Source organism: Qipengyuania zhejiangensis, from assembly GCF_035607565.1.
GTDB classification, from domain to species: Bacteria; Pseudomonadota; Alphaproteobacteria; order Sphingomonadales; family Sphingomonadaceae; genus Qipengyuania; species Qipengyuania zhejiangensis.
The window spans coordinates 198,680-224,618 of sequence record NZ_JAYKGO010000002.1; the positions used below are offsets into that span (position 1 = coordinate 198,680).

The 25,939-nt window shown below is 61.5% G+C and carries 23 protein-coding genes; 15 read left to right on the forward strand and 8 right to left on the reverse strand.

The features are described 5' to 3' along the window. The 7 genes from VR863_RS06950 (at position 1) to VR863_RS06980 (ending at position 7,086) form a co-directional block, all read left to right on the forward strand. Positions 1-1,794: a sugar transferase gene (locus VR863_RS06950; RefSeq protein ID WP_324827743.1), complete on the forward strand. Its 1,794-nt coding sequence runs from the start codon at positions 1-3 to the stop codon at positions 1,792-1,794. After that, entirely contained in the window at positions 1,766-2,680 is a 915-nt protein-coding gene (locus VR863_RS06955) for a formyltransferase family protein (protein ID WP_324827744.1), read from the forward strand. Before VR863_RS06950 ends, VR863_RS06955 begins: the two co-directional genes overlap by 29 nt. Next, positions 2,677-3,363, forward strand: coding sequence for a PIG-L deacetylase family protein (locus VR863_RS06960; RefSeq protein WP_324827745.1), 687 nt, complete (start codon positions 2,677-2,679; stop codon positions 3,361-3,363). The genes VR863_RS06955 and VR863_RS06960 overlap by 4 nt, the downstream gene beginning before the upstream one ends. Further along, complete coding sequence (locus VR863_RS06965) at positions 3,363-4,349, forward strand: ATP-grasp domain-containing protein (RefSeq protein ID WP_324827746.1); 987 nt, start codon at positions 3,363-3,365, stop codon at positions 4,347-4,349. The genes VR863_RS06960 and VR863_RS06965 overlap by 1 nt, the downstream gene beginning before the upstream one ends. 12 nt (positions 4,350-4,361) lie before the next feature. After that, entirely contained in the window at positions 4,362-5,066 is a 705-nt protein-coding gene (locus VR863_RS06970; protein WP_324827747.1) for an HAD family hydrolase, read from the forward strand. A gap of 4 nt (positions 5,067-5,070) precedes the next feature. Further along, positions 5,071-6,162, forward strand: coding sequence for a glycosyltransferase family 4 protein (locus VR863_RS06975; protein ID WP_324827748.1), 1,092 nt, complete (start codon positions 5,071-5,073; stop codon positions 6,160-6,162). Positions 6,163-6,375: 213 nt separating this feature from the next. After that, positions 6,376-7,086: a response regulator transcription factor gene (locus VR863_RS06980; RefSeq protein WP_324827749.1), complete on the forward strand. Its 711-nt coding sequence runs from the start codon at positions 6,376-6,378 to the stop codon at positions 7,084-7,086. Here VR863_RS06980 and VR863_RS06985 read toward each other — a convergent pair. Further along, on the reverse strand, positions 6,980-8,455 hold the full coding sequence (locus VR863_RS06985; RefSeq protein WP_324827750.1) for a lipopolysaccharide biosynthesis protein: 1,476 nt from the start codon (positions 8,453-8,455) through the stop codon (positions 6,980-6,982). The two genes, VR863_RS06980 and VR863_RS06985, sit on opposite strands and share 107 nt — an antisense overlap. Positions 8,456-8,633: 178 nt before the next feature. Between VR863_RS06985 and VR863_RS06990 the strand changes: the two genes are divergently transcribed. The 3 genes from VR863_RS06990 to ggt all read left to right on the forward strand — a co-directional run bounded on the left by VR863_RS06990 (position 8,634) and on the right by ggt (position 14,800). Beyond that, the gene (locus VR863_RS06990; RefSeq protein WP_324827751.1) at positions 8,634-10,934 is read left to right on the forward strand and encodes a GumC family protein; all 2,301 of its coding nucleotides are present in this window, start codon (positions 8,634-8,636) and stop codon (positions 10,932-10,934) included. A gap of 228 nt (positions 10,935-11,162) precedes the next feature. Continuing rightward, positions 11,163-12,920 carry a hypothetical protein gene (locus VR863_RS06995; RefSeq protein ID WP_324827752.1) on the forward strand — a complete coding sequence of 586 codons (1,758 nt, stop codon included), beginning with the start codon at positions 11,163-11,165 and terminating at the stop codon, positions 12,918-12,920. A 92-nt stretch (positions 12,921-13,012) separates the two neighbouring features. Beyond that, the gene (gene ggt / locus VR863_RS07000) at positions 13,013-14,800 is read left to right on the forward strand and encodes a gamma-glutamyltransferase (RefSeq protein WP_324827753.1); all 1,788 of its coding nucleotides are present in this window, start codon (positions 13,013-13,015) and stop codon (positions 14,798-14,800) included. Positions 14,801-14,848: 48 nt separating this feature from the next. Here ggt and VR863_RS07005 read toward each other — a convergent pair whose 3' ends face one another. After that, positions 14,849-16,048 carry a L,D-transpeptidase family protein gene (locus tag VR863_RS07005; RefSeq protein ID WP_324827754.1) on the reverse strand — a complete coding sequence of 400 codons (1,200 nt, stop codon included), beginning with the start codon at positions 16,046-16,048 and terminating at the stop codon, positions 14,849-14,851. Between the two features lie 69 nt (positions 16,049-16,117). Here VR863_RS07005 and VR863_RS07010 point away from each other — a divergent pair, with 69 nt between their 5' ends. From VR863_RS07010 to VR863_RS07020, 3 genes are all read left to right on the forward strand, one after another. Next, positions 16,118-16,759 (forward strand): murein L,D-transpeptidase catalytic domain family protein, encoded by a 642-nt coding sequence (locus tag VR863_RS07010; RefSeq protein WP_324827755.1) that lies wholly within the window; start codon positions 16,118-16,120, stop codon positions 16,757-16,759. A gap of 186 nt (positions 16,760-16,945) precedes the next feature. Then, a complete protein-coding gene (locus VR863_RS07015; protein WP_324827756.1) occupies positions 16,946-18,217 on the forward strand; it encodes an APC family permease in 1,272 nt (423 codons plus the stop codon). Between the two features lie 134 nt (positions 18,218-18,351). Next, positions 18,352-19,056: a VIT1/CCC1 transporter family protein gene (locus VR863_RS07020; RefSeq protein ID WP_324827757.1), complete on the forward strand. Its 705-nt coding sequence runs from the start codon at positions 18,352-18,354 to the stop codon at positions 19,054-19,056. Positions 19,057-19,293: 237 nt separating this feature from the next. Here VR863_RS07020 and VR863_RS07025 read toward each other — a convergent pair whose 3' ends face one another. The 3 genes from VR863_RS07025 to VR863_RS07035 form a co-directional block, all read right to left on the reverse strand. Continuing rightward, positions 19,294-19,893 carry an SDR family oxidoreductase gene (locus VR863_RS07025; RefSeq protein WP_324827758.1) on the reverse strand — a complete coding sequence of 200 codons (600 nt, stop codon included), beginning with the start codon at positions 19,891-19,893 and terminating at the stop codon, positions 19,294-19,296. 48 nt (positions 19,894-19,941) lie between these two features. Further along, on the reverse strand, positions 19,942-21,321 hold the full coding sequence (locus VR863_RS07030) for an NAD-dependent succinate-semialdehyde dehydrogenase (RefSeq protein ID WP_324827759.1): 1,380 nt from the start codon (positions 21,319-21,321) through the stop codon (positions 19,942-19,944). 182 nt (positions 21,322-21,503) lie between these two features. Next, positions 21,504-22,070, reverse strand: coding sequence for a hypothetical protein (locus tag VR863_RS07035; protein ID WP_324827760.1), 567 nt, complete (start codon positions 22,068-22,070; stop codon positions 21,504-21,506). Between the two features lie 18 nt (positions 22,071-22,088). Here VR863_RS07035 and VR863_RS07040 point away from each other — a divergent pair, with 18 nt between their 5' ends. Next, positions 22,089-22,865, forward strand: a complete 777-nt coding sequence (locus tag VR863_RS07040; protein ID WP_324827761.1) for a hypothetical protein — start codon at positions 22,089-22,091, stop codon at positions 22,863-22,865. A gap of 72 nt (positions 22,866-22,937) precedes the next feature. After that, positions 22,938-23,513 carry a hypothetical protein gene (locus tag VR863_RS07045; RefSeq protein WP_324827762.1) on the forward strand — a complete coding sequence of 192 codons (576 nt, stop codon included), beginning with the start codon at positions 22,938-22,940 and terminating at the stop codon, positions 23,511-23,513. A 32-nt stretch (positions 23,514-23,545) separates the two neighbouring features. On the opposite strand, the gene VR863_RS07050 is transcribed toward VR863_RS07045, so the two are convergent. From VR863_RS07050 to VR863_RS07060, 3 genes are all read right to left on the reverse strand, one after another. Next, complete coding sequence (locus VR863_RS07050) at positions 23,546-23,818, reverse strand: hypothetical protein (RefSeq protein WP_324827763.1); 273 nt, start codon at positions 23,816-23,818, stop codon at positions 23,546-23,548. A 729-nt stretch (positions 23,819-24,547) separates the two neighbouring features. Continuing rightward, positions 24,548-25,201, reverse strand: a complete 654-nt coding sequence (locus VR863_RS07055) for a DUF2231 domain-containing protein (RefSeq protein ID WP_434784974.1) — start codon at positions 25,199-25,201, stop codon at positions 24,548-24,550. Between the two features lie 232 nt (positions 25,202-25,433). Further along, complete coding sequence (locus tag VR863_RS07060) at positions 25,434-25,823, reverse strand: hypothetical protein (RefSeq protein ID WP_324827765.1); 390 nt, start codon at positions 25,821-25,823, stop codon at positions 25,434-25,436. Positions 25,824-25,939 lie beyond the last annotated feature (116 nt).

The window sequence follows — 25,939 nt, forward strand, 5'->3', positions numbered from 1 at the left end:
ATGAAAATCGTCGTGTTCTCGAGCCTTGCCTATTCTCTCATCAACTTTCGCGGGCGGCTTCTGCAATCCATGGTCGATCACGGCCACGAGGTTATCGCCTGCGCACCCGATGAAAACGACGAGGTTCGCGCCGGGCTGAAGGCGATGGGGATCGACTTTCGGACTGTGCACATGGCGCGCGCGGGGCTGAACCCTCTCGACGATCTGAAAACGCTGCGCGCAATGATTGCCCTGCTCCGCCATGAACGGCCGGACGTGGTAATGGCCTATACCCAAAAGCCGATCGTCTATGGCGGGATTGCCACCCGAATTGTCGGGGGAATGCGGTATTACGCGATGTGCAGCGGGCTGGGCCATGCCTTTTCGGGCGAAGGGCCGCGCATCGCGGTGCTCCGCCGGGTGGTCAGCATCCTGTATCGCATGGCGGTGGCAAAGGCGGACGGCGTCTTCGTGTTCAACCGCGATGACCATGACGAAATGCGCAAGCACGGCATCCTTGCGGATGGACAGGTCGCCGTACAGGTGCCGGGTTCAGGCATCGATACCACGCGCTTCGCACAGGAACCTGTCCCTCAAGGTCCGCCGATATTCCTGATGATTGCGCGCCTCCTGCGGGACAAGGGGCCGCAGGAATATGCGCGGGCGGCCGCGATGGTGAAGAAGGATTTCCCCAACGCCCGGTTCCAGCTGTTGGGCCCGTTCGATGCCAATCCCAGCAGCGTCACCGCCGAGGAGCTCGATCGCTGGCAGGAAGAATACGGGATCGAGTATCTGGGTTCCACCACGGACGTGCGCCCCCACCTTGCCGGGTGCACGACCTTTGTGCTGCCGACCTACTACCGCGAAGGCCTGCCCCGCACGATCCTCGAGGCGATGGCAACCGGACGTGCGATCATCACCACCGATACCCCAGGCTGCCGGGAAACCGTGATCGAAGGTCGGAACGGGTATCTGGTCAAGCCGCGCGATGCTGACGATCTGGCGGACGCGATGCGCAAGATGGCCGAGGTGGGCGATCGCGCACAGGTCTTCGGCGAGCGTTCGCGGTCGATCGCGGAAGAACGGTTCGATGTCGAAAAGGTCAACGCCCTCCTGCTTTCGCTGATGCAGCTCGATGACCAGCCTGCCGGCGACAAGGCCGCATCCGCATTACCGGCATCGCTCGATAGCAACGCCGCGCAACACAAGCCTTCGTTCGCGCGCCGCGCCATCGACATGGTGGTTGCCGCCATGGCGCTGGTCCTGCTCGCCCCGTTCCTGGCGATCATCGGTCTGCTGGTGCGGATCAGGATGGGTGGGCCCGTGTTATTCCGGCAAGAACGTGCGGGGTTGGGGACACACCCCTTCGTACTGGTGAAATTCCGTACCATGACCGGCGAATGCGACAGCAATGGCGCTCTCCTGCCTGACACCGACAGGACGACATCGTTCGGCAATTTCCTGCGCCGCTTCCGGATCGACGAACTGCCCGAGTTCTGGAATGTGCTGCGCGGCGAAATGAGCCTGTTCGGGCCGCGCCCGCTGTTGCCCGAAACCATTGCCGATTTCGGGGCCGAGGGGCGCAAGCGTTCTTCGATCCGGCCCGGCCTGACCGGCTGGGCCCAGATTCGCGGCGGTCCGCTGCTGACACAAAAGGACAAACTTGCGCTCGACACGTGGTACGTCGACAATAGGAACTGGCGGGTGGACCTGACTATCCTGCTGAAGACACTGCTGGTCATCCTTCGGGACGACGAAGTGGACGAGATTGCAATCGGGAGGGCCAATGCGGGGTTTAATCGTCGGAGCAGTTGAAGGTACGCGCGTTGCTGCGCGCAAGATCGCTTCGGCCACCGACTGGACGCTCGCAGGGATCATGACGCTTCCGCCCGAAAAGGCGGGGCGGCATTCCGACTATGTCGACCTTTCCGATGTCGCGCGCGAAACCGGCGCCCGCCTGATCCATGCGCAGGACAGCAATTCGGACGATGCCTGCACCGCACTTGCCGAATGCGCGCCGGATTTCACCTTCGTTATCGGGTGGTCGCAAATCTGCCGACCCAACTTTCGCGCTGCGGCGAGAGACAGGGTGATCGGGTATCACCCTGCCCCGCTCCCGCGCCTGCGCGGGCGCGCGGCGCTCCCCTGGACCATACTGCTGGACGAGAAGATCAGCGGATCGACCCTGTTCTGGATCGATGACGGGGTCGATTCCGGAGACATACTGGCGCAGCAGTTCTTCCACGTTGCCCCGCGGGAAACGGCGGCCAGCCTCTACGCAAAGCACATGGATGCCCTCGAGGGCATTCTCGACATGGCCTTGTCCAGCCTTGCAGCCGGCGAAGAACCGCGCACGAAACAGGACGATACCTTCGCGACCTACGCCGCCAAGCGCACTCCGGCAGACGGGTTGATCGATTGGAATTGGTCGGCGGACCGGATCGACCGGCTGGTCCGCGCGGTGGGGCGGCCATATCCCGGCGCCTTCACGACCTTCAAGGACCGTACGATCACGATCTTCGGTTCGAATATCTCCGCGATCCCGAATTTGCACGCCATGCCCGGACAGATCGTGGCGCGCGCAAGCGACGAATTTGCCGTGATGTGCGGCGATGGGCGGGTTCTGACCGTGACCGATTTCACGATCTCCGAAGACCAGCCGCTGCCCCTGCAACATGCCGTCCTGGGAAGGTCCACATGAGCGTTATCCAGTCCACCCGGACCGCCCTCGTTATTGCCCCGCATCCCGATGACGAAGTTCTGGGCTGCGGCGGAACGATCAGTCGGCTGGTCGCTTCGGGTGCAACCGTCGATGTCGCCATCGTGACGCGCGGGATGCCGCCCGCCTATACGCAGGAGCATGTCGATCAGGTGCACGGGGAAGCAAAGGCAGCGCACACCCGCCTTGGTGTCCGTAACACCCACTTCCTCGATTTTCCCGCCGCGCAGCTCGATCAGGTTCCGCAGGCTGAACTAAACCAGGCAGTGCGCGAACTGATGCTGGATGTGCAACCCGACACCATTTTCGTGCCGTTTGTCGGCGATATCCATGTCGACCACAAGCTGGTGTTCGGCGCGGCCATGGTCGCCTCAAGACCGGCGGGCGGGTTCCGTCCCGACCGCATACTGGCCTACGAAACCCTGTCCGAAACCAATTGGTCGGCGCCGTATCTGTCGGAACCGTTCGTACCCAATGTTTTTGTGAACATCGAAGACCATATCGACAGCAAGATCGAAGCGTTCGAAGCGTTCGCATCGCAGTGCCGCCCCTTCCCCAACGAGCGGTCGACGCAGGCCCTTCGGGCCCTGGCATCGGTCAGGGGCGCGTGCGTGCATGTGCCCGCCGCAGAGGCTTTCGTCCTTGTCAGGGACATCGCGGGTTGATGAAATCAGCCGCGAGTTCCGACCGGTCGCTGACGGTTCTGATCAGTTCGGCAGGCAGAAGGGGCGAACTGCTCCAATGCTTCCGCCGGTCAGCCGAAGATATCGGCGTCGATCTCCGCCTGCTTGCCTGCGATCTTGATCCGGAGTGGAGCGCCGCCTGCCATCTGGCCGACCGCGCCTTTGCCGTGCCCCGTGCCGACGACCCCACTTATGTCGATAGCCTTCTCGAAATTTGCGCGCGCGAAGGGGTCGATTTGCTCGTCCCCGCAATCGACACCGAACTGATCGCGCTTAGCCAAGCGCACAGCCAATTTGCCGAACAGGGAACCCGGGTCAGCGTTAGCGAACCCGGCTTCGTCCAGATGGCCCGCGACAAGGAAGTGACGGCGCGGGCGCTGGCCGAACACGGCATCCCGACCCCTGCCACCTACACCCTCGAAGAAGTCGCCGGCGCCCCCGATGGCTTCGAATGGCCGATGATGGCAAAACCCAACCACGGCAGCGCCGGGCGGCTGATCTCCATCATCGAACGGCCGCAGGATCTCCCTGTCGATCCGCCCGAACCGCTGATCCTTCAGGAATTGCTGGTCGGTCCCGAATACACGATCAACATGTTCTTTGATCGGCAGGGCCGAGCTGCCACCGTCATCCCTCACCGCCGCGTGGGCATTCGCGCCGGAGAGGTCGAAAAGGGTGTAACCGAAAGGCGTGCGGATATCTGCCGGATCGGCTGGAAGCTGGCGGAAGCCTTTACCGGCGTTCGCGGCGTCATATGTTTTCAGGCCATCGTCACGGACCGCGGCCCTTATGTCTTTGAAATCAACGCCCGGTTCGGCGGCGGTTATCCGCTGGCCCATGCTGCGGGCGGGGAATTTGCGCGCTGGCTGATGCAGGAGGCGCTGGGTTGGCCCTGCGAAGCCAACGACGATTGGCAGGAAGGCGTGCGGATGATGCGTTATGATGCTGCCGTCTTCCTCCCCAGCTGAGGATCGAGAGCCGTGTTGCCCCCTTGCGTGTTCGTGTTCGACCTCGACGACACCCTCTATTTGGAGCGGGATTACGCGCTGAGCGGATTTGCTGCTGTCGGCGATTGGGCACGGGCGGAACTGCGGATCGCGGATTTCAGCGAAAGGGCGGGCCGATTGTTTGCATCCGGCCAGCGCACGCGCATTTTCGACGCGGTGCTCACCCAGGTGGGCCTTGCGCCAGACCTTGAACGTGTCGGGAAAATGGTCGAAGTCTTTCGCAACCACCGCCCCGCCCTTTCCCTGTTGCCCGACGTTGAACGGTTCCTGGGGCGTTGTAACGCGGCAACCCGCCTGGGCCTGATAACCGACGGATACGAAGCAGCGCAGCGCAACAAGGTCGAGGCGCTCGATCTGGCGGGCAGAGGGTTCGATCCGATCGTGATAACCGACGTGTGGGGCCGGGAATTCTGGAAACCCCATGCCCGTCCCTATCGAACGGTCGCCGAACGTCATGCGGACGCGCGCAGCCAGTTCGTCTACATCGCGGATAACCCGGCGAAGGATTTCATCACCCCAAAGGCAATGGGATGGGTAACGATCCAGGCCGAACGCGAAGGCGGCATCCATTCACCGGAACCGCCGTCCCCCGCCCATGCGGCCCATGCCCGGATTCGAACGCTCGACGAACTCGACGAGGCGGTTGCGCGATCGCTGCCCCTGGTCGGATTGACCTGAAGGAATGCGCATCGCCTTCATCCTCGCCGGTATGGGCGCAGGCGGTGCCGAACGTGTCGTCTCCGTGCTGGCGGCAGAACTGATCGAGCGCGGGCACGACATTACTGTCGTCGCCTTCGATGCGCCGGAAGATCGCGTGTATCATCCGCTGCCTGCGGAAGTCCGGCTGATCCGACTTGGCGTTGCGAAGGGTGGTGGCCGCTTGATGCGGGGTATCGGCGCGTCGATCCGGCGGACTGTTCGCCTGAGAAGTTTCCTGAAACAGGACCGGCCCGATGTCGTCCTGTCTTTCCTGACCAAGGTCAACGTCCTCACATTGCTGGCGTCGCGCGGGCTCGATCTCAAGGTCGTCATTTCCGAGCGTAACAATCCCGCCGAACAGGGAGCGCATCCCGCCTGGTCGTGGGCGTGGAAAAAGCTCGCCCCTTGCGCTGCGACGGTCGTCCTCCAGACCGAAGCGATAAAAAGCATCTACCCCCCAGCCATCGCCAGAAAGGCAGTGGTGATTCCCAATCCGGTTGAAGTCCCGCAGGAATTACGCGCCAGACCGGACAGCAAGGTGGTGGTTGGTGTTGGCCGGCTCACCCATCAAAAGGGCTTCGACCGCCTGATCGACGCTTTTGCCCGGGTGGCGGACGATCACCCTTCGTGGCGGTTGATCATCTGGGGCGAAGGACCGCTGCGGCAGCAATTGGAACGCCAGGCTTCCCGAACGGGGCTGGCTGACCGGATAACCTTTCCAGGCGTGAGCGACCGGCCCGCAGGCTGGATCGAAGACACCGGCATCTATGTATTAAGCTCGCGCTATGAAGGCTTCCCAAACGCCCTGCTCGAAGCGATGCAGGGCGGATTGCCCGTCATCGCCTTCGACTGCCCATACGGGCCAGCGGACATCGTAACCGACCACCGCGACGGATTGCTGGTGCCTGAAGGCGATGTCGACTTGCTGGGACAGGCCATCGGGAAACTGATGGCGAACCGCGAAATCTCGACCCGGTTTGCCGCGTCCGCAAGGGAGAAAGCGGCGCACTATGCCCCTTCGCAAATTGTCTCAAAATGGGAATGCGTAATGTCCCGCCTTTACACCAAAGGCTGATATGCCTATGATTGCGCAACAAATCAGAAGTTTAATATCTGATACGAACAAAAAATTTCCGAGGACGCAGGAGAGAAGGGGTCGCGCCAAACTATTGCGAGGTAGTCTGTATCAAAGTTACGATCGGTTTTCCCGGGAGTAGTGGACGAGCATGGTTACCCCAACAGATCGGAGTGACTCTAAATGCAACTCGATTGTCGTGTCTCTGTCATCATGGAGAACGAGCTGGTTCGTGAAGGTATGCGTCGCATCCTGACGGACAAGGGCTTGAACATTTGCTGCGCGGTCCGGTCCCCACGTGACCTCCCGTGCGCATCCGAAAAAATCCCGAACGAAAAGCCGCATGTCATCTTGTGCTCCACCGCGGGCGGTAGCGAGATGATCAGCACGATTATCGACGTTCACGAACGTCAGCCCGACGCCAAGATCGTCGCGCTGGTCGAACAGTTCAATCTGGAAAACCTGTCGGCAGCGTTCGTTCAGGGCGTTGACGGTTATGTCGTGAACGACATCGGCGTTCAGCCCCTCATGGGCGTGCTCCAGATGGTGTCAGCCGGAGAGAAGGTGTTCCCTTCCGAAATGGCGCAGATGCTCACCTCGCCCAATTGGCAGCTTCCCGACAGCGATTGGAACATTGACAGCGACACCAACCTGTCCACTCGCGAAATCGAGATCTTGCGCTGCCTGATGGAAGGTGACTGCAACAAGGTCATCGCGCGCAAGCTCGACATTACCGAATCCACCGTGAAAGTTCATGTGAAGGCCGTGCTGCGCAAGCTGGGCGTATCGAACCGCACCCAGGCCGCTGTCTGGGCCATCACTCGGCGGGTCGGGCAGGAGGAACCGGCTGGTCCGACCGCTGCTGATCTTGTGCCTCACGCCGCAGAGCCCGTGAATAAAGCAGTACAATTGCGGGTAGCATGATCGCGTTTGCGACCAGGTGGGCGATGCTCGCCCCCGCAATACCGAACCTGGGGACCGCCACGACGATCGTCGCGTAGAACACGCTGACGGAAAGCGCGGTTGCCATCAGTATGCGGGTCTGCAGCCCCATGTTCGCCAGGGCTGGGCGCAGGGCGCTCCCGCACAATAGCGCCAGCGTGGCGAGCGAATGGATTATGAGCGGTACCGTCGCGTCGAGATAATCGCGGCCTGCAATCAACAGCACCACGGGTTCGGCCAGGAACACCAGCATCACCGAACACGCAAGGGCGCCGGCCAGTGTCATCGCTTCGATCTGCCGCACCAGTTTCTTGAAGGGTTCGATATCGCGCCGCGCCCAAAGCCGCGCCAGGTGAGGGAAGGAAACCTGCTGCAAGGTTCCGCCCGCCTTCTGCAGCGCGTAGCCGAGTTTGCGGGCAATCTGGTAGATACCGGCCGCTGCCGGACCGAGAAAGGCGCCCACGGCGAGCACATCCACTTCCTGCGTGCTCTTGCGCAGCAGTATCGTGAAGTTGGACGATACGATCATGCCCAACATACCGGGGTTCTCTCCAGCAACACCCTTGAGCGGTTCGCCCAGAAAACCCGTGTAGCCTTCTGATCGCAAGACGAAATACGCGACCACGCTGAGCAGTATGCGCTGCGCAACCAACACGAAAACGATGATTGCCAGATAGGTCCACGCCGTCGCCCCGAGGAAAAAGGCCAGCGCCAGCAGCGCAAGACGCAGGACCGCGGCAATCGGATCGAGCCAGGCGATCAGCGCAAACTTGTCGAAAATACGCAGGATACCCAGCGGGGTGGATCCGATGCCGAAGACAAGCGCAATCGCATAGAACTGCATCATGGCCACGCCCTCGCCGGAAAGGCCGAGCAGCGAGGCGGCAATGCTGGCGGTCAACAGGCAGACCACTGCGGACATCGCGGAAAGCCCGATATCGAGCGCAAAACCGAATTTGATCAACCTGAGAAAGCGGGACCGATCCCCTTGTTCGAGCGCGATCGCCCCGTAGCGTATGAATGTCTGCCAGGTTTCCAGCTTGATCAGCTGGTTGAGCATCTTGCCGTAGGATTCGACCAACACGATAAGGCCGAGGCCCGCCGGCCCGAGCGCGCGGGCAAGAATGCCCATGCTGACAACACCCAGCAGAAGCGCCACGGCGTTGCCCGAAAGCAGATGCGCGACGTTCTTGAGCACCGTCGGCAGGAACCGATCCCCGCTGATCAGTGCCGCTTTCCTGCGAATTGCGGTGGTGGCGCGGGCGAAGACGATTGCGGTGGGTCCTGATCCTGACGGTGCAGCCGGACCAATCGCCCCTGCTCTCGCCAGTTTACGAGGTTGCCCCGGCACTAGATACTGCGAACCTGCCCAAGGCTTCTAATCCATTGGAGGTAGTACCTTCATGGCCTTCGCTGTGGCGCATTAGCCAGCGCCCGCACCGGCGATTTCCTCTATGCTTGCCGCTTATGCTGGGCCCACCCGCACTGTATCATGCGCCCACGGCAAACCGCTGTTCGAAGGACATAAAATGAATGTCGTTAAATCCGGCAATGGCGAAGGTTTCCTGACGCCGGCGCTGCCAGGACCCGTTGATTACCAGGACGAAGTCGGCAGTCCGCATGGCCTGCTTTCGGTTCTGCGGCGGCGACTGCGTTTGATCCTGGCGGTCGTATTCGCGGTGATGGCCGTGACATCGTTGTGGCTGTGGTTCGCAACGCCGATCTATTCGGCGACAGCGGTGATGGAACTGGACGCCGCTGTTGGCGCAGGCGGCAGCACCGATCCCAACCGGCCTCCCCCCGTGAGCGAGCTGGAACAGCAGGAAGATTATTCCGCTCGCGTACAGATGGAAGCGCTCAAGTCACGCCCCGTTGCACGCAAGGTCATTGCCGATCTTGGCCTGCTCGGGGTCGAGGAATTCAACGGCGGGGTCGAACCGGTTGCCGACTTGCGGCCCGAAGGTTCGTCCGCCACGCAAGATGACCTATCCACCGCTATGGTCGACGGCGAAGATACCACCAGCGACCCGCGCCTCGCGGGCGTTCCGGCTGAAACGATCGAAGCGGCCATCGACAGCTTGCTGTCCGCCATTTCGGTAGAACAGGCCGGAAACTCGAACTTCATCGTCATCACTGCAAAATCGGAAAACCCGCAGCGGGCCATGGATATCGCGAATGCGATCGTGGACAGTTACACCGAGAACCGCACGGCGGAGATCGCCGAACTCAACAGCCGGCTACTGGCAGACCTGGGCGAGCGCACCGAGGAGTTGAGCGATCGTCTCAAGGGCGCGGAATACAAGGTGGCGGAGTTCAAGCGCCGCAACGGAATCGATTCGAGCTTCGCCGAAGCCGCAGGCGCGGCAGAGATACAGGGCGCCGCAGCGGCGATTTCATCGGCGCGCGGCGAAAGCGCCATGGCATCGGCGGCAGCGGCGCGTCAGCGCGCAGCCGGAGCTGCGAGATCGCCCCTGCTCGATAACCTGAGAAACCGCGAATCCGCGCTCGAGAGCCAGCTTGCGAACCTTTCCACCCAATACGGCGCACGCCATCCTGACGTCATGAGGGTCACGGCCGAACTGCGCGAGGTGAAGCAGGCTGTTGCTGCCGAAGCCGCCCGCGCATCGGCTGCTGTGGAAAGCGAACGCGCCGGTGCCAACGCCCGCGCCGGGCAGATCGCCTCCGACCTTGGCGGCCTGCGCGCACGCGCGCGCCGACAGGACATGGCCAATCCGGAACTCGCCGCTCTCGAACGGGAGGTGCAGACATCCAACAGCCTTTACCTCAGCATGCTGGAACGCGTGACCGAGCTACAGCTTCGCAGCGACAATCCCCGCCCCGAAGCGATCCCCGTCTCGACCGCGTTGCTGCCGGACAGCCCCAGCTTTCCCAAGCCCCGCCAAACGCTGGCCGTGGCCATGGCAGCGGCCGTGATCCTTGGTGTCTTCCTGGCGATGGTCATGGAATCCTTCGACAACCGCATCCGCAGCGGGGATCAGATCAGGCGCATCACATCGCTGCCTACTTTCGCGATGATCCCGCAGAAGGGCACCATTCCCAACGAGATGGAAGGCCCCGAAGACGCTGGGAACACCCCGCGATCGATCTTCGCCGAGGCGTTCCGTGACGGATTCCTCGAAATCGTTTCACGCGTGAACGGGGAAAACAGCCGTGTAATCATGGTCACTTCGGCTCTTCCCGGCGAGGGCAAGTCGACCGTTTCTCTCGGCGTGGCGCTGTCGGCCCTCGGTCAGGGAATGCGCGCCATTGTCCTCGATTTCGATTTCCGGCGCCGCGGTCTGACCAAGATGCTCGGCCTCGAAGATCACCCGCAGGGCCTCGACACCTATCTCAAGGGCCAGACCGATCTCGACGGGGCAATCTCGAACTCGGCCCGAATTCCCCAACTTGCCAGTATGACCGTCACGGGCATGCCGGATAATCCCGCTTCCATGTTCGATACGAACAAGCTGCTCGAACTCTTTGCGCAATTGCGGGCCCGATATGATTTCATCGTGATCGATACGCCCCCGGTCATGGCCCTTCGCGACGCCAAGGTTCTTGCAGCCTACGCGGACGGCTCGGTCATGACCGCGCGCTGGGGCAAGAGCTCGCCCGACACGCTCAAATCCGTGATGCAGGTTCTGGGCAACAATCTGATCGGCGCAGTCATTACACGCGTGAATTATGCCAAGCATGCACGGTTCGCATATGGCGATGCCCTGCAATATTATTCCAAGTATTCCTACTATTACGATGACGATTTCGAAGAACGAACGTTTATTCAACGGGTTATCGACAGTATCCGAAGGAAATTCCGGCCCGCCTGATTTCGTCGGGATTCTGGAAATTGCGCTTTTTGACGCGGATCAATCTCCGAACCCGGCTGTTAAACTTGTTCCCCGCAGTTTCGACAAGACGAAGCATAAACGTGCCGAGCGGTGGGCCGCGCGGGTGGGCGATGATTTCGGCCTGCGTTATCTTGAGCGTGATTACTCAAATTGAGGTCTATCGTGCGCGCGAACAGCAGAACCGGATGGTTTCGAGGTGGCTGGGCATTGGCCCTTTGCGGATTGCTTGCCGCGTGCGGCGGCGGCGGATCGTCAACCAGCCAGGCAACGCCGACACCAACGCCAACCGCTACACCCACGCCAACGCCCTCGCCGCCACCAACGGGTGGCACCGGTGCCGCCTTCGCCAATCCCGATGATGGGAATATTCCCGATGCGACCAAGCACCCCATCGCCTTCCCCACGGCGATCGGTTTCGGCCGTAACGCCCGCGTTCGTGCGTCGAATGCGGTCGTGTACAAGATCAACTCGCTCGAGGATTCCGCCAGTCCCGGCGATGGCAAGATCACCTATCGCGAATGCGCGCTCGCGCTGCAGGTAACGGCCCCGTACGCCATTCCCGCAGGCAGGCCCCGCTATTGCGTGTTCGACGTGGCCGGCGCGATCGTGATGCAATCGCCGGCCAATATCACCACGCCGCGAATTTACATTGCCGGCCAGACATCACCCGGCGGGATCGAATTCAGGCTCGGTGCGAATTACGATCCGGTCAGTTCGCTGATCGATACGCGCGGGGGCGGCGATCACATGATCCTGCGCCACGTTCGCGCGCGGTTGGGGGAACACCCGGACCGCATATCTACCAATGGCGATCCGATAAGGCTCAACGATACGAGCCACCAGATCATCGATCACGTATCCTCGATGTTCGGCACCGACGAGAGCCTCAACCCCAATTGCCGCGATTGCACCATTCAATGGTCGATCATCGGACCCAACATCTGCTTCAACGCCGGCCACACATCGTCGGCCCACTGCAAGACCTTCTTCGTCAATCCCGGCAACAACATCACGATTGCCCACAACATCTCGCAGCACGGGCAATTCCGCGGCATCAATCTGGGCCTCGGGATCAAGCCGCGCGTAGTCGGGACTTTCGGGCAGGCGGACGTGTTCAACAACGTCGTCTATCACTTCACCGACGAAACAGGTGTGCTGTCGAACCAGAATGGCAGCGCCTATGTGAACTACATGGCCAATGTCGCCTTCCGCGGACCCAACGACAAGCCAGCGGGGAACTATCTGGCGGCATTTTTCGCCCGCGACACGGTCGATCCCTATGGCTTCAGCGTTTTCATGAGCGACAACGTGACGCAGCGCACACGGGTCTCGGGCCAATTTGGGCAGACGGTGTCCGATCCCCAGAGAAACTCCGCCGGCTTCCCAACCGCCGCCGATGCGGACAACGCGTGCGGCGTCAACGCGCAAGGGTCCGCCAACTGCGCGGTAAAGGGTTTCGACGTTATCCAGTCGCTCAACTACACGGCCGCGCCGGGTGTAAACGGCCGCCAGTTCGAAGCGTGGCACCTGACAGGCCCGGCTCAGGCGATGCGCGATGCCCTGGCCTTTGCCGGAGCGGATCTGTGCCGTGACGGGTCCTGCCGTGACAATGTTGACCGGATGTACGTGGACGATCTGCGGACGTGCGACCGCGCGCCTTTCCTGTTTGACAGTGGCTTTCCATCGACGGTCGCGCAAGCTGGCGGGTTTGCCGCCATTTCGTCCACCGGTGCCGCCAAACAGGACAGCGACAACGACGGGATGCCCGACGAATGGGAAAACCGCTTCACCAACACCAACGCCAACGTCTGGGATGCAAACGAGGACGCAGACGGTGACGGTTACCCGAATATCGAGGAGTATCTGAACTTTCTGGCGCAGGATCACCTTCGCTATGGGAGCAGCTTCATAGGGTCCGGCACAGGCGCGTTGCCCGCGTATAATTGCGGGCGCGCCATGTTCTAGCCAACCACGAACCGGGGGCGAATGGGATCTCCCCCCGGTTGTCACCCACGGGTCAAGCGACCATAAGAACCGCGGCCCAAGGGGAGAGTGGAATGCGTTTTGCGACAACAGCGGCGGTTTTGGCATTGGGTCTGGTTTCCGTGCCCGCCCAGCCGCAGGACGCAGCGATCCCGATCGACGAACAGATCGGCGCGGGCGGACGGCCAATTGGCGCACAATGGTCCCGCAGTCCGGTTGTCGCCGGACGCGGCATGGCCGCAACGGCCCACCCACTGGCAACCCAGATCGCCCTCGATATCCTGAAAGCTGGCGGCAGCGCGGTTGACGCAGCGATCGCCGCAAACGCCGCGCTCGGCCTGATGGAGCCGACCGGCAACGGGATCGGGGGGGATCTTTTCGCGATCATCTACGATCCGAACACGGGCAAGCTTCACGGCATCAACGGTTCGGGAAGATCACCGCGCAACCAGACACTCGACCAACTCGTCGCCAAGCTTGGAAGCGCCTCGGAAATTCCGCCGGTCGGTGCCTTGCCGGTCACCATTCCCGGCACCGTCGACGCCTGGTTTGCAATGCATGAACGCTTCGGCAAACTGCCGATGCGCGAGGTTCTGGCACCGACCGTGAGCTACGCACGCGACGGGCATCCCGTTGCGCCGGTAATATCGATGTATCTCGCCCGGAATTTACGCTCGTTCGAGCAAAGGTCGAAGGCTGGCGAGTTCGATTTCACCAACGCCCGCGCCACCTGGTTCGCCGATGGGGAAGCGCCGCAGGTCGGGGAAATCTTCCGCAATCCCGATCTCGCGAACACGCTCGAGACCATCGGCAAAGACGGCCGCGACGCTTTCTACAAGGGCGATCTTGCGCGGGTCATGGTCGATTACCTGCAACAGCAGGGTTCGGCCTTTACCCTTGATGATTTCGCCGCGCATTCGAGCGATTGGGTGGAGCCGGCCTGCACACTGTATCGCCGCGGGTACGAGCTTTGCGAACTGCCGCCCAACAGCCAGGGCTTCGCGGCCTTGCAGATGGTCAACATCCTCAAGAACATCGACCTGAGCCAGTGGGACCGCGGCAGCCCCGAGGTCATCCATTACATAACCGAGGCAAAGCGGCTCGCCTATGCCGATGTCGCGCGTTTTTATGCCGATCCCGACTTCGCGCCGGTCCCGATGGAACTCCTCGACGATGCCTACGGGGCCGCGCGTTTCGCCCTGATCGATCCCGATCGCGCCACACCCGAATTCGGTCCCGGCGAACCCAAGCTGGAAGGCGAAGGCGACACCACCTACCTCACCGTCGCCGACAGGAACGGGATGATGGTGAGCCTGATCCAGTCAAACTACCGCGGCATGGGCGGGGGATTGGTCCCCGACGGACTCGGTTTCATGTTCCAGGATCGGGGCGAACTCTATAGCCTCGATCCGGCGCATCCCAACGCCTATCAGCCGGGCAAACGCCCCTTCCAGACGATCATTCCGGCCTTCGTGAAGCGCGATGGCAAGCCATGGATGACCCTTGGCCTGATGGGCGGCGGCATGCAGCCGCAGGGCCATGTCCAGGTGCTGATCAACCTGGTCGATTACGGGATGAACCTCCAGGAAGCAGGCGATGCTGCCCGGATCAACCATGATGGCGGCCGCCAGCCGACCGAGGGCCTGGCCGGGCCTTCCGCCGATCCGCTGGGCACGCTTTACGTCGAACCCGGCATTCCCGCGGCGACAGTCGAACGGCTGCGCGAAATGGGCCACAAGGTCGAAATCGTCGACGATGGCATCATGTTCGGTGGCTATCAGGCCATCGCCCGCGATCCTGAAACGGGGGTCTACACCGGGGCAACCGAAATGCGGAAGGACGGGCAGGCAAGCGGGTATTGACCCGCACCGGTGCGACTGCGGCCTTGATCCGCGCTGCGTGCGCTGGCCTTACCAGACCTGGGCGCCGGTCTTGGTGTCACACCCGAAAGCAGCAAACTGCGCCTTGCTGGCGCGGCCATCTGCCAGTGCCTTTATCCGGCGATCCCTTCCGTAAATGTCGTCCAGAATGGCGATCCCGCCCTTCCCGTCATCGACAGCGGTGAAATACGCGACGTAGAGCGGTAGCGGCTTGGCCAGATCGATCCGCGTCGTTTCTGCGCTGGCCACGATCCGTTCGACCTCTTCCCTCGTCCTGACGCCTTCGAGCAGCGTCGCTGCGTAGTCGAGGGCTTCGCCGGTTCGGATGCAGCCATGGCTGAAGGCCCGCACGTCTTCCTCGAACAGGGTCTTGTTGGGTGTGTCATGCATGAACACCGAAAAAGGGTTGGGCATGACCAGCTTCATCTGGCCCAAAGCGTTGTTCGGACCAGGCCGTTGGCGATACCGGCCCCCGCTCCAGACATAGCCCCGCGACCTGGCGAGCGACGGGTTCCGCCTTACCAACGCGCCGACACTTTCCCTCACGATGCTCGCCGGGATTTCCCACCAGGGGTTGAGTATGACGCCTTCGATCCTCGTATCGAAGACAGGCGTCGGCGTGGAAGTTTTGCCGACGATCACACGCCAGGTTCCGGCCTGCACGCCGCCGCGCCACAGATAAGCCTCAAACCGGGCCGCGTTGACAAGGACGTAGTCGTCCCCGAGCGATCGCGGCAGCCAGCGCCAGCGTTCCATGTTTCGGGCGATCACACCCCGCCGCTGTTCGTCTGCTTCCCGCCCGTACGCAGCGCGCAAAGCCGAATAGTCGGCATGAGCGGGCCGCTGCATGGCGAAGAACGTGTCGAGCGCCCCGCCGGAAAGGGCACCGTCCAGCATCCGGCCAAGGCTGTCCTCATCGTCGGTATCGCGGATATTCCACCCCTGACGCTCGGCGCTGCTGGCCCTTCCTTTCAAGTGCATTTTTGCAAGCCGCAGGGCAATTTTGCGCGCCTCGGCAGAAATTTTTTCCGCATCGCCGCCGGCCAATGCCCGATCCAGTTCGGTTGTCGGGATATGCGGGAGCGCGTCTTGCGGGGCGGCTGCAACCCACTGTTTGAGCTTCGAGACATCGGCTGACGACCATGCCGGCGAGGCGTCCTGCGCCGCAACAGGCGACCATGCGAACACCAGGACCGCCATCGCCAGAACCGCTATTCCCAGACTGCGCACCGGATCACCTCATCTTGCCTCGATCAATCCTGCCACCACATTTCATGAATGTTACCCATGGATCGCATCATGACAATCAGCAGACGTCAATTTGTTGGCGGCGGAGTGTGCGTGGCGGCCGGCTTCATCGCGCCGGGCGCTGCGGTTGCCCCGCCAACGCTCACCCCCGCCACCCCCGTTCCCCCGCCAAAGGCACCCCCGCAGCACCTGCCCCCGGCTGCATCGCAGGCTCTCGATGCGATGGCGCGTCACCAGTCGCGCCTTGTCCACCGCGACCGGATCGCGGTTGCCGATTATGGCGTCCATTCGGGCGAAACGCGCTTCCATCTCCTCAACGTGGAGCAGGGCCGCATAGAGGCGTCGTATCTGGTGTCGCACGGCAGGGGATCGGACCCGGCGAACACGGGTTTCGTCGAACGCTTTTCCAATCGCCCCGGGTCGAACGCATCGTCAGCCGGGAGTTTTCTCACCGGGGACACCTATCATGGCAAGCATGGCCGATCGCGCCGCCTGCATGGTCTGGACCCGGAAAACGACCTCGCCTTCGAGCGGGCGATCGTCATCCACGGCGCCGACTATGTCGAGCGTTCGATGGCACAAATGCAGGGCCGCGTGGGAAGAAGTCTGGGGTGCTTCGCGTTCGAGCAAAGCAAAATCGGCGAAATACTGGATCGCCTCGGCCCTGGCCGCCTCCTGTTCTCCACGAAATAACCGCGCACCGGTCGACCGCGCGCGGCCAAGCTGCCGACGAAGATGCGTGGCCAGAAGCCCTGATGTGAGCTGGCTGGTTCCAACAGAAGTCGGGTCCGCGCCAGACTAACCCCCGCAAATGAGGCACCAGGTTTGCGCTCGCGCCGTGTCGATGCGAGAAGCGGCCAAGCGTTTGAGGGGGAACGGATGCCAGACACACAGGAATTGCCGCGCACCATCGGGTTTCTTGGCACCGCCCTCTTCCCGATCAACGGCATGATAGGTGCAGGGATATTTGCCCTGCCCGCCATCATGGTTGCGGCGGTCGGCAATTTTGCACCATGGATGATGCTGTTCGGCGCGTTGCTGATCCTGCCGCTGACGTTCGTGTTCTCCACGCTCGCAACCCGGTTTGACAGGCACGGCGGGCCGGTCCTCTACGCTCACGCCGCCTTCGGACCGTTTGCGGGCTTTCAGGCCGGTTGGTCCCGCTATGCATCGGGGGTGGTGGCCGTGGCGGCGAATACCCAGGTGGCCGTCGCCTATCTCGGCGTGCTGTTTCCGGTGCTCAACGAACCGGCAGTAAAGGCGAGCGCTGTGGTCGGCTTCATCGTCTTCACGACAATTGTGAACCTGGTGGGCATGCGCGCGTCAGTGAAAACGCTGGGCGTCATGACCGCGATCAAGATCCTGCCGCTGATTGGACTGGTCGTAATCGGGCTGGCCACCCACGATCCGGCCGTAGGCTTCAGCCTGCCCCAATTCAGCGAATTGGAGAGCGTGGTTCTGCTGACATTCTATGCCTACATGGCTTTTGAGAACGGGACCTTTGCCGCTGGCGAATTGCGCAATCCAAAACGCGATGTGCCGCTCGCGCTGATGACGACACTGGCTGCAGTCGCGCTGCTCTACATGGCGGTGATCTGGGCGTACCTGGCGATTTCCCCGACAGTCGATGGAAACGAAAGCGCGCTGTCGGCCGCCGCCGGAGAGTTGATGGGACAAGCCGGAATAGTGGCCATTTCGGTAGCGGCTGCCTTCTCTATCGGCGCCAATACGCTGAGTGGCGGCATCGTAACGCCGCGCATGACATTCGGTATGGCCGAACAGGGTACCTTGCCCCGCGCTTTCTCACATATCTCGAAGCGGTTCCAAACGCCCGATGTCTCGATCCTGTTCTATGGCGCTGCGGCGATCCTGTTCAGCCTGTGGGCAGGCTTCGCCACGCTGGCGATTGCCAGCACATTGTCGAGGCTCGTGATGTATCTTCTGTCAGCCCTGGCGTTGCCCGTGCTGGAGAACAGGGACGAACACCCGGCACCGCGGTGGCATCTTGCCGTCGCCTTGCTCGCGGCAATTTCGACTTTCTGGGTTGCCAGCCAGGCCAGCGCAGAAGCCTACAAGATGCTCGGCCTGATACTGGTGGTGGGCACGGGGCTCTACTTCCTCGCCGTGCGCGCAAACCGGCCGGTGCAATGAAGCGCAAGGCGCAAGCGGGCTTCGCGCGCCCCACGCCAACCCGCTCACCGGGATAACGCACCGAACCGTTGCAGATTGCCTGAAAATCGCGAAAGCTTGCGTCTCATACCGGGCCGCAACGAGGAGCCTGACCGATGAGCCGATTGCACCTTCACGACGAAACCCACGCTGTCGCGCGCATCGGATGGCTGCGGGCCGCCGTGATGGGCGCGAACGACGGGATCGTTTCGACCGCCAGCCTGATAGTTGGCGTGGCATCCGCCGACGCCAGCCGTTCCGGCGTTCTGGTGGCCGGCGTTGCGGCCCTCATCGCCGGGGCCATGTCCATGGCAGCGGGGGAATACGTCTCCGTCAGTTCGCAAGCTGACACGGAGAAAGCCGATCTCGCCCGGGAGAAGCAGGAACTGGAAACCCTCCCCGATGCGGAACGAGAAGAACTCGCCAAAATCTATGAGGAACGCGGGGTCAACCGCGAGACGGCGTTGCAGGTTGCCGACCAGATGATGGCCCACGATGCGTTGGCCACCCACGCCAGGGACGAGCTGGGAATTTCCGCTCATACGACAGCAAGACCGCTCCAGGCTGCTCTGGCCTCCGCGCTGACGTTCACCGTTGGCGCCGCAGCCCCCTTGAGCATCGTGCCGTTCGTGGACACAGCGTTGCTGGTTCCGGCGGTCGGGGTGATTTCCTTGATCTGCCTTGCAATACTGGGCGCGCTCGGCGCACGTGCCGGTGGTGCGCCACTGATACCATCGGTCCTCCGCGTCACGTTCTGGGGCGTTCTGGCCATGGCGCTGACGGCAGCGGTGGGCCAACTCTTCGGTGCAGCGGTGGCCTGACGAGGACGGGTTCACTAAACGAGGTCGGGGGCAGGTTTTGCCCCCGACACCTAGAAGAACATCTGACCGGAGAGGGCCGTGAGGGATAGGCGGCTCTCGTCTTTGGCCACCACCTGCAAAAAGCTCGATGATCATGAGCGCCGTGATGATCGGAAAGCCGGGCTCCTGCGCCTTTCGGAACACAAATGCCGGCGGCGCAGAGGCGAATTTCTCACCCCACGCCTTCGGCACCTCGGGTTACTTTACGCTTTCCATTTCAAGCACCTTGCCCGCCCATTCCGGGGCTTCGGCAGCGTCCGCCAGTATCCGCGCAACATCGCCGCGGGCAGCTTCGCCCTCTGGATCGGCATTCTCGCCGAGCCTGACGTCGCCAGTGCCGTCATCGTCTGTCAGAGCGACCGGACGCAGGATTGCGTATTCCAGATCGGTAGCCATCAGATGCTCGTCCGCCGCGTGCTTGGCCTCGAGGTAGTGGGCAAGATCGCTTTGCGGATCCGGGTCACCCGCGCCGATGCTGCTGAGCATGACAAATCGCCGCACTCCGCTGCTGACCGACAGATCGACCAATGCCTTCGCACCGTCGCGGTCAACCTTGTCGGTCATTTCGGGGGACGTATCCCCGCCCGAACCAGCGGCGAACACGACGACTTCGCACCCTTGCGTCACATCGTCATCGAGGTCCGTCAGATCGCCCCGACGCTGTTCGACACCTTCGGGCAAGCCGCTAGTATCGGAACTTTCGCGCACCATCGCGATCGGGGAATGCCCCCGGGTCTGCAATTCGCGCACGAGCCTGAGGCCGGTCTTACCGGTCGAACCGGCGATAAGTATCTTCATGGGGAAATCTCCAGAAATTCAGTGCCTTTGAGGGGATAAGGGTCGAACTCAGGGAAGGAAGATCGCCTTGGCGTTCACAAATTCCTTCATCCCGAAGCCACCATGTTCCCGGCCATATCCGGAATTCTTCACGCCGCCGAAAGGCATGTTCGGATCGGCAGCGCCAAACGAATTTATGCGGATCATGCCGGTATCGAAATGGTCACGGGCCAGGCGAATGGCCTTGTCCTCATCCCTGGTGAAAATACCGCCGCCGAGGCCGTAGCGGCTGTCGTTCGCGATCTTCATCGCATCCTCGTCATCCTTGGCCCGAATGATGGAAGCCACAGGGCCGAACAACTCGTCGTCATAGGCTGGCGTGCCAGGCTTGCAGTCTGCCAGAACCGTGGCCGGATAGTAGAAGCCTTCGCGGTCCGGCTCGGGGTCTCCTCCACAAAGCAGCGTCGCCCCGCCATCCACGCTCTTGCCGACCTGTTCCACCAAGGTATCGAACTGCTCCTTGCTCGAAACGGGCCCAAGCCCGGTATCCTCGTCGGTCGGATCGCCCATCTTTACCGCCTTCATCCGCTCGACAAATCCCGACACGAACCGGTCGTAAACGGCATCGGTCACGATGAAGCGCTTTGCCGACACGCATGTTTCGCCGTTGTTATAAAGGCGTCCCTGCACACAGGTCTTGATCGCCAGGTCGATGTCCGCGTCTTCGAGGACGAGGTAGGCATCGTTCGAACCCAGTTCGAGGACGGTCTTCTTCAGGTTCCTGGCAGCTGTCTGTCCGATATGGCTGCCGGCTCCATCGCTACCCGTCATGGTCACGGCGCGGATCAACTTATGCTCGATCACCTTGTCCGAAAGGTCGTGCCCGACAAGGATGACATCGAAAAGACCCTTGGGAAGGCCTGCTTCCAGACAAAGGTCGCGCAGGAAAAGTCCGCTGCCGGTGCAGATCGAGGCGTGCTTCAGGATGACGGCGTTGCCGACCATGAGATTGGCGGCAAGCACCCTGACAGGTTGATAGACCGGGAAATTCCACGGCTGCACGCTGTAGATCACGCCGATCGGCGAGAAGCTCACGATACCGCGTTTCTTGCCACCACCGTGCGTGCGTTCCTGATCCGCGAGTTCGCCGGGTCCGTTATCCGCCGTATATTCGAATATGCGCGCGCAAATTTCGACTTCGGTTCTGCCGTCCTTGAGGAGTTTGCCCATTTCCCTGGTCATCAGTTCCGAAAACTTCTCGGCATTCTGGCGCAAGATGTCGGCGATCTTGCGCAAGTAAGGGGCGCGTTCCTCATGGCTCTTGGTCCGCCAGTCGAGGAAAGCGGTCTGCGCCGCCTCGATCTTTCCGAAGACCTCCTCTTCGCTCATCAATTCATAGGTTTCGAGGGCCTTCCCCGTGGCGGGGTTGCGGGTCTGGATCTGGGTCATGGATTACTTTCTTGTTCGCCCGGCGGGCACGGCCCGCCTTCTAGGTACTTGTCAAAGCAACGGACGCCGGTTGGCGACGTTCCGAATTTGACGAAACAGGATCTAAAGAAAGCGCGCCGTCTGGCGTCAGGCGATTGCCGCACGCGGGCCTGCAGCCCGGTGCCCAGTCGGACCGGGGACGCTCAACCGCCATGCGTGTGCGGTGGCACGCGGAAAGTTACCGGCGGCACGCATCCTTGGCCATCGACCGGATACGGGGCAGCAATTGGCAAAGCCACGGTTCGGATGTTAGACACCGTCCGCCGGGTCGCAAGCTTGGGGACAATGCAATGGTTCGAAAACTTCTGGCGATCCTTGGTGTTTTGTCGGCATTCGTCTTCGGCGGGCAATCCGTGGCCCAGGACGATGCCGGAAAATATCTTTACGTTTGGGTTGGCGATCGCGCCGATGAGGGAAACGACTTCATCGCGGTCATAAATGCCGACCCGGACTCCGCGAACTACGGCAGGATCGTTACAAGCCAAGCCACTGACCAACGGAGCGTGAACGCGCATCACACCGAATACGAAATGCCGGCGAGCGGCATGCTGTTCGCCAATGATCACGACGCGAACCGGACGATAATACTCGATCTCACGAACCCGTTGAAGCCGCGCCAGGCGGCGGCATTTACGAGCCTTGGCGGTTACAGCATGCCGCACAGCTTCGCTCGCCTGCCGAATGGTAACGTCCTCGCGACCTTCCAGCATGCCGAACACCACGCTGGCATGAAGATGCCGATCAAGAGCGGCGGCATCGTGGAAATCAACGACGAAGGCGAGATGATCCGCGCGATCAGTAACGCCGATCCTGCCTTCGCCGAAGAAGGTCTGCTACCGTATGGTCTGGCGGTCCTGCCAGAGATCGACCGCGTGCTCGTCACCAACTCGCCCATGGGCGACGACTGGCTGATGACCAGCAACACCTACCAGGTCTTCCAGCTTTCAAATCTCGCGCTTCTCGGAACATATCGCCTCGATCCCGGCCCCCGCCTCAACGGGCATATCTCTCCAGAGGAACCGCGGGTCGGACCGGATGGCGCTGTCTATGTGCACACCCTGTCCTGCGGAGTGCAGCGCGTCACCGGCCTCGACGGCCCCGTCCCCCAGGCGCAGATGGTGCACCAATATCCGGGAAACTGGTGCGGCGTGCCCACGATCATGGGCCGCTACATGGTGCAGGCCGTGCCTGACATCCACGCCTTCATCGTCCTCGACATTTCCAAGGGCGCCGAACCGGTGGAGGTCTCACGCCTCGACATGGGAGACGATTTCCGTCCGCATTGGACAGCTTGGGACCCCGAAATTCGCAGGCTCGTGGCTACGCCCAGCAGAGGTGGCCAACGCATGTATCTCCTCAACCTCGATGAATCGACGGGAGCGCTGACAATCGACGACACCTTTCGCGGCGAAGACGGCGAGGTCGGTTTCAGCTTCGGCAGTCGAAACTGGCCCCACGGCTGGACCGGGGAAGGCGCACCTCACGGTGCCGTGTTTTCGCGCTGAAGGAAATGGTAGCGGAGGAGGGACTCGAACCCCCGACACGCGGATTATGATTCCAACGGGAAAGAGATCGCCTTGGGATCGATGCTTGCCCGGCACGAGAAATTTTCGCACAAAAAGACCCTCGTGCCTGCGAGCACAAAGATTGAGGGAGAGAGTCCAATGTCGCAAATTTCATCAAAGGCTTGCATCGCCATGGTTGCAGCCATCTCAGTCGCGTCGTCGACTGCGGCGTCTGAAATAGCGAACATACCAGATGCTCTCCAAGCCAAAATTGACGCTGCAGAGGCTGAGTGTGCGAGTTTCAACGACGGAGAATTCGCTCTCGAAGAAGGTTCGGTCCAACGTGTGGATCTGGATGGGGACAATACCGATGATTGGGTCCTGAACGAAGTCCGCTTCGCATGCTCCACCGCAGCATCACTTTACGGCGGCACCGGCGGAAGCATGTCCCACTTCTTGGTCGGAGCCGAACTGGCCTCGATCCAGAACCAGGGTTGGGAGATCACTCAGTTCGGCCCGCATACCGTCCTCCTTGCGCGAGTGCATGGATCGAACTGCGACGGGATCAACCCAACGCCCTGCGTTGTCTCCAGCGTATGGGACGGAGAAGCGAAAGTTTGGCGCTCTGCAAGTGCGGCGTGGGAATAGGAGCGCGCGCCGCACCCTGCTTTGAAGGTGGCCTACTCGGCGTATTCGCAGAAGGTAGCGCCGTATTCGGCCCTATCGAGTCCGGCCGCCTCGGCATCGGCTTCCGAGGGGTAGCGATTGCCATTTTCATCGCAAACTTCGAAGACTTCGGCGCTTTGTGAAGTTGCTGCATCGCCAGCATCCGCCGCAGTCGCTGCTTCTTCCAAAACAGCCTCTTCGGTCGGTTCTTCTTCTGCCGCACCTGAACAGGCGACGACCGTAAATGCGGACATGGCGACGAGGATGGATTTTAACGACTGTCTCATGCTTCTCTCCCCTTGGGCGGGAAAGTTTCGCACGAAATCGGCAAGCGCGCAAATAATCGACCGAAGGTGCTCGACCGCCCGATTTCCCGAATTTCCTGGAATGGTAGCGGAGGAGGGAAATATAGGGAGCGTATAACATGCTGATTTACCTAATCAACTTTTTGAATCACCTTGCAAATACCCCCATCAATACCCCCAGAATCGGACAGATGAGATAAAGCGCCTTTGGCAAACGATGACATGTTATTCGTAGTGACAGGTGAAAGGAGCGTCGGCCGTTTTCGGGCCGATCAGAAGGCGAAACGCCAGGTCATGAACCATCCGCCCGATCGTACAGCGAGGACATTTCATGGTCTGGCATGGACGGCATATTGTGGCCCGCATGCGGATCGGGTGTGTCGCTAGGCTTCGCATTCATCGGCGGGGGAGTGGCCGCAGGTGACGGCGCTACTACCGGAGTGCTCGCCGGTCGGTCTGGTTGCCTACCGGCAGTCACAGCTTCATCCGACCGGTTCGTGTTGGCCTCTCCAGCGGGAGAGGCAGCGTTGTCTCTTTCGGCTTGGCCAGGACCTGTGCTCTCGGTCGGCGGGGCCGTATACAGTGGCAAGGCTTCAGCTTCTGATGAAGTGTCCTGCGTCTGATCACATGCAGCGAGCCCTAGCCCCAGTGCCGCCGCAGCAAGGGGGGCAACAAACCCGTTCCGATTCGATCTGCGCATCGTTCTATCCTTCAAAGCCAGGAGATACCAAGATGATTGGCACCGTGCGCAAGCTCGCCGCCCAGAAATCCCTGCACCAGCACTAGAGCGGCCATGGCAAAGATTGTGGCGCGAAGCGCGGTCCGGCTAGCGGAAGCACGGCTCGCCAGATAGGCCATCGCCAGACCGAGGACCGCGATCAGCATCCCGTTCCATCGATGGACCTGCATGACGGCATCACCGCCGAACCAAAGGCCGGTGTGGATCCATCCGAACAGGACTGCGACGACTGCGCCGATTGCTCCGCCGTAGACGAGCACGCGCACCGCGCTCTCAAGCCCTGCATCTTTCCGGCGCATGACGAACAACTCGGTGGCAGCAGCCATGAGAAACAGGGCGATCGGGAAGTGGATGGTCGCCGGATGCAGTTTTTTCAGGACGGCGATGACGCCGGAATCGCCCTCATCAGCATGGCCACCAGCCTCGTCATGGCCTCCACTTGCTTCGTCGTGCGCGGCTGAGGGCTCGCCGACCGCTCCGCCGTCGCCCATCTGCGCCATGGCCGCCTGGTCATGCGCATCGCCATTCGCGGCGGCAGGCGCGGCGCTCGTCTCTTCGCCATGCTTTTCGTCGCCATGAGCCTGAACTGGTCCGACGAAGAGCAAGCTGGCAGCTACAATAGCCATGAATTGTATTCTTTTCATTCTCTAAGGGTTCCGGTCTTGGCGATGGTCGTGCGACCTATTGTGTCTGTATTGCTCTGCGAACCCTCATCTCTTGCGGTGATGGAGCGTGATGATCCTCGGCGCGTGAGGGTCCAAATTTAACTCATGAGGGGGTCGGGTCTCTTGCCAATATCACAGCCTTGTTAAGAGGGCGGCCAGCCTTAGGCACGAGCGAGAGTCCGGCCACCATCTCCTAATCGTCTTGCGCCATGTTCTGTTGAGCCGCCATCTGCTCCATCATATCGTGCATCATCATCATGCGCTGGTGACAGGCCGCCATCATATCGGAATTGGCGCCCTGCATCATGCCCGCCATGTGCTCTTGCATTTTTGCACGATGTTCGGCCATAAGCGTTTGGCGTTCGGCAGGATCGCTCGCCGCGTGGGCCTGCTGCATCAGCGCGCGCATTTCAGCCATCTTCTCGCGATGCGCCGCCATGGCCTCCGAATCCTGCATCATGTGGCCAGCGTGATCCTGCTGCTGTGCCGCAGCCTGAGCTCCGTGGTCATGCTGTTCCTGGGCCATCGCCGGAGTGGCTGTCAGGCCAGTGGCGAGAATGAGAGCTAGAGCTGTCCGTTTCATAATCGATTTCCTTACGTCGGTCATGCGATGGGTGCTGTGCGCATTCATTCTCTTTACGCAGCCAACATCTCTTCCCCTCAAACAATTTCCGCGCCCACCGGAGACGGCTGAGCCGA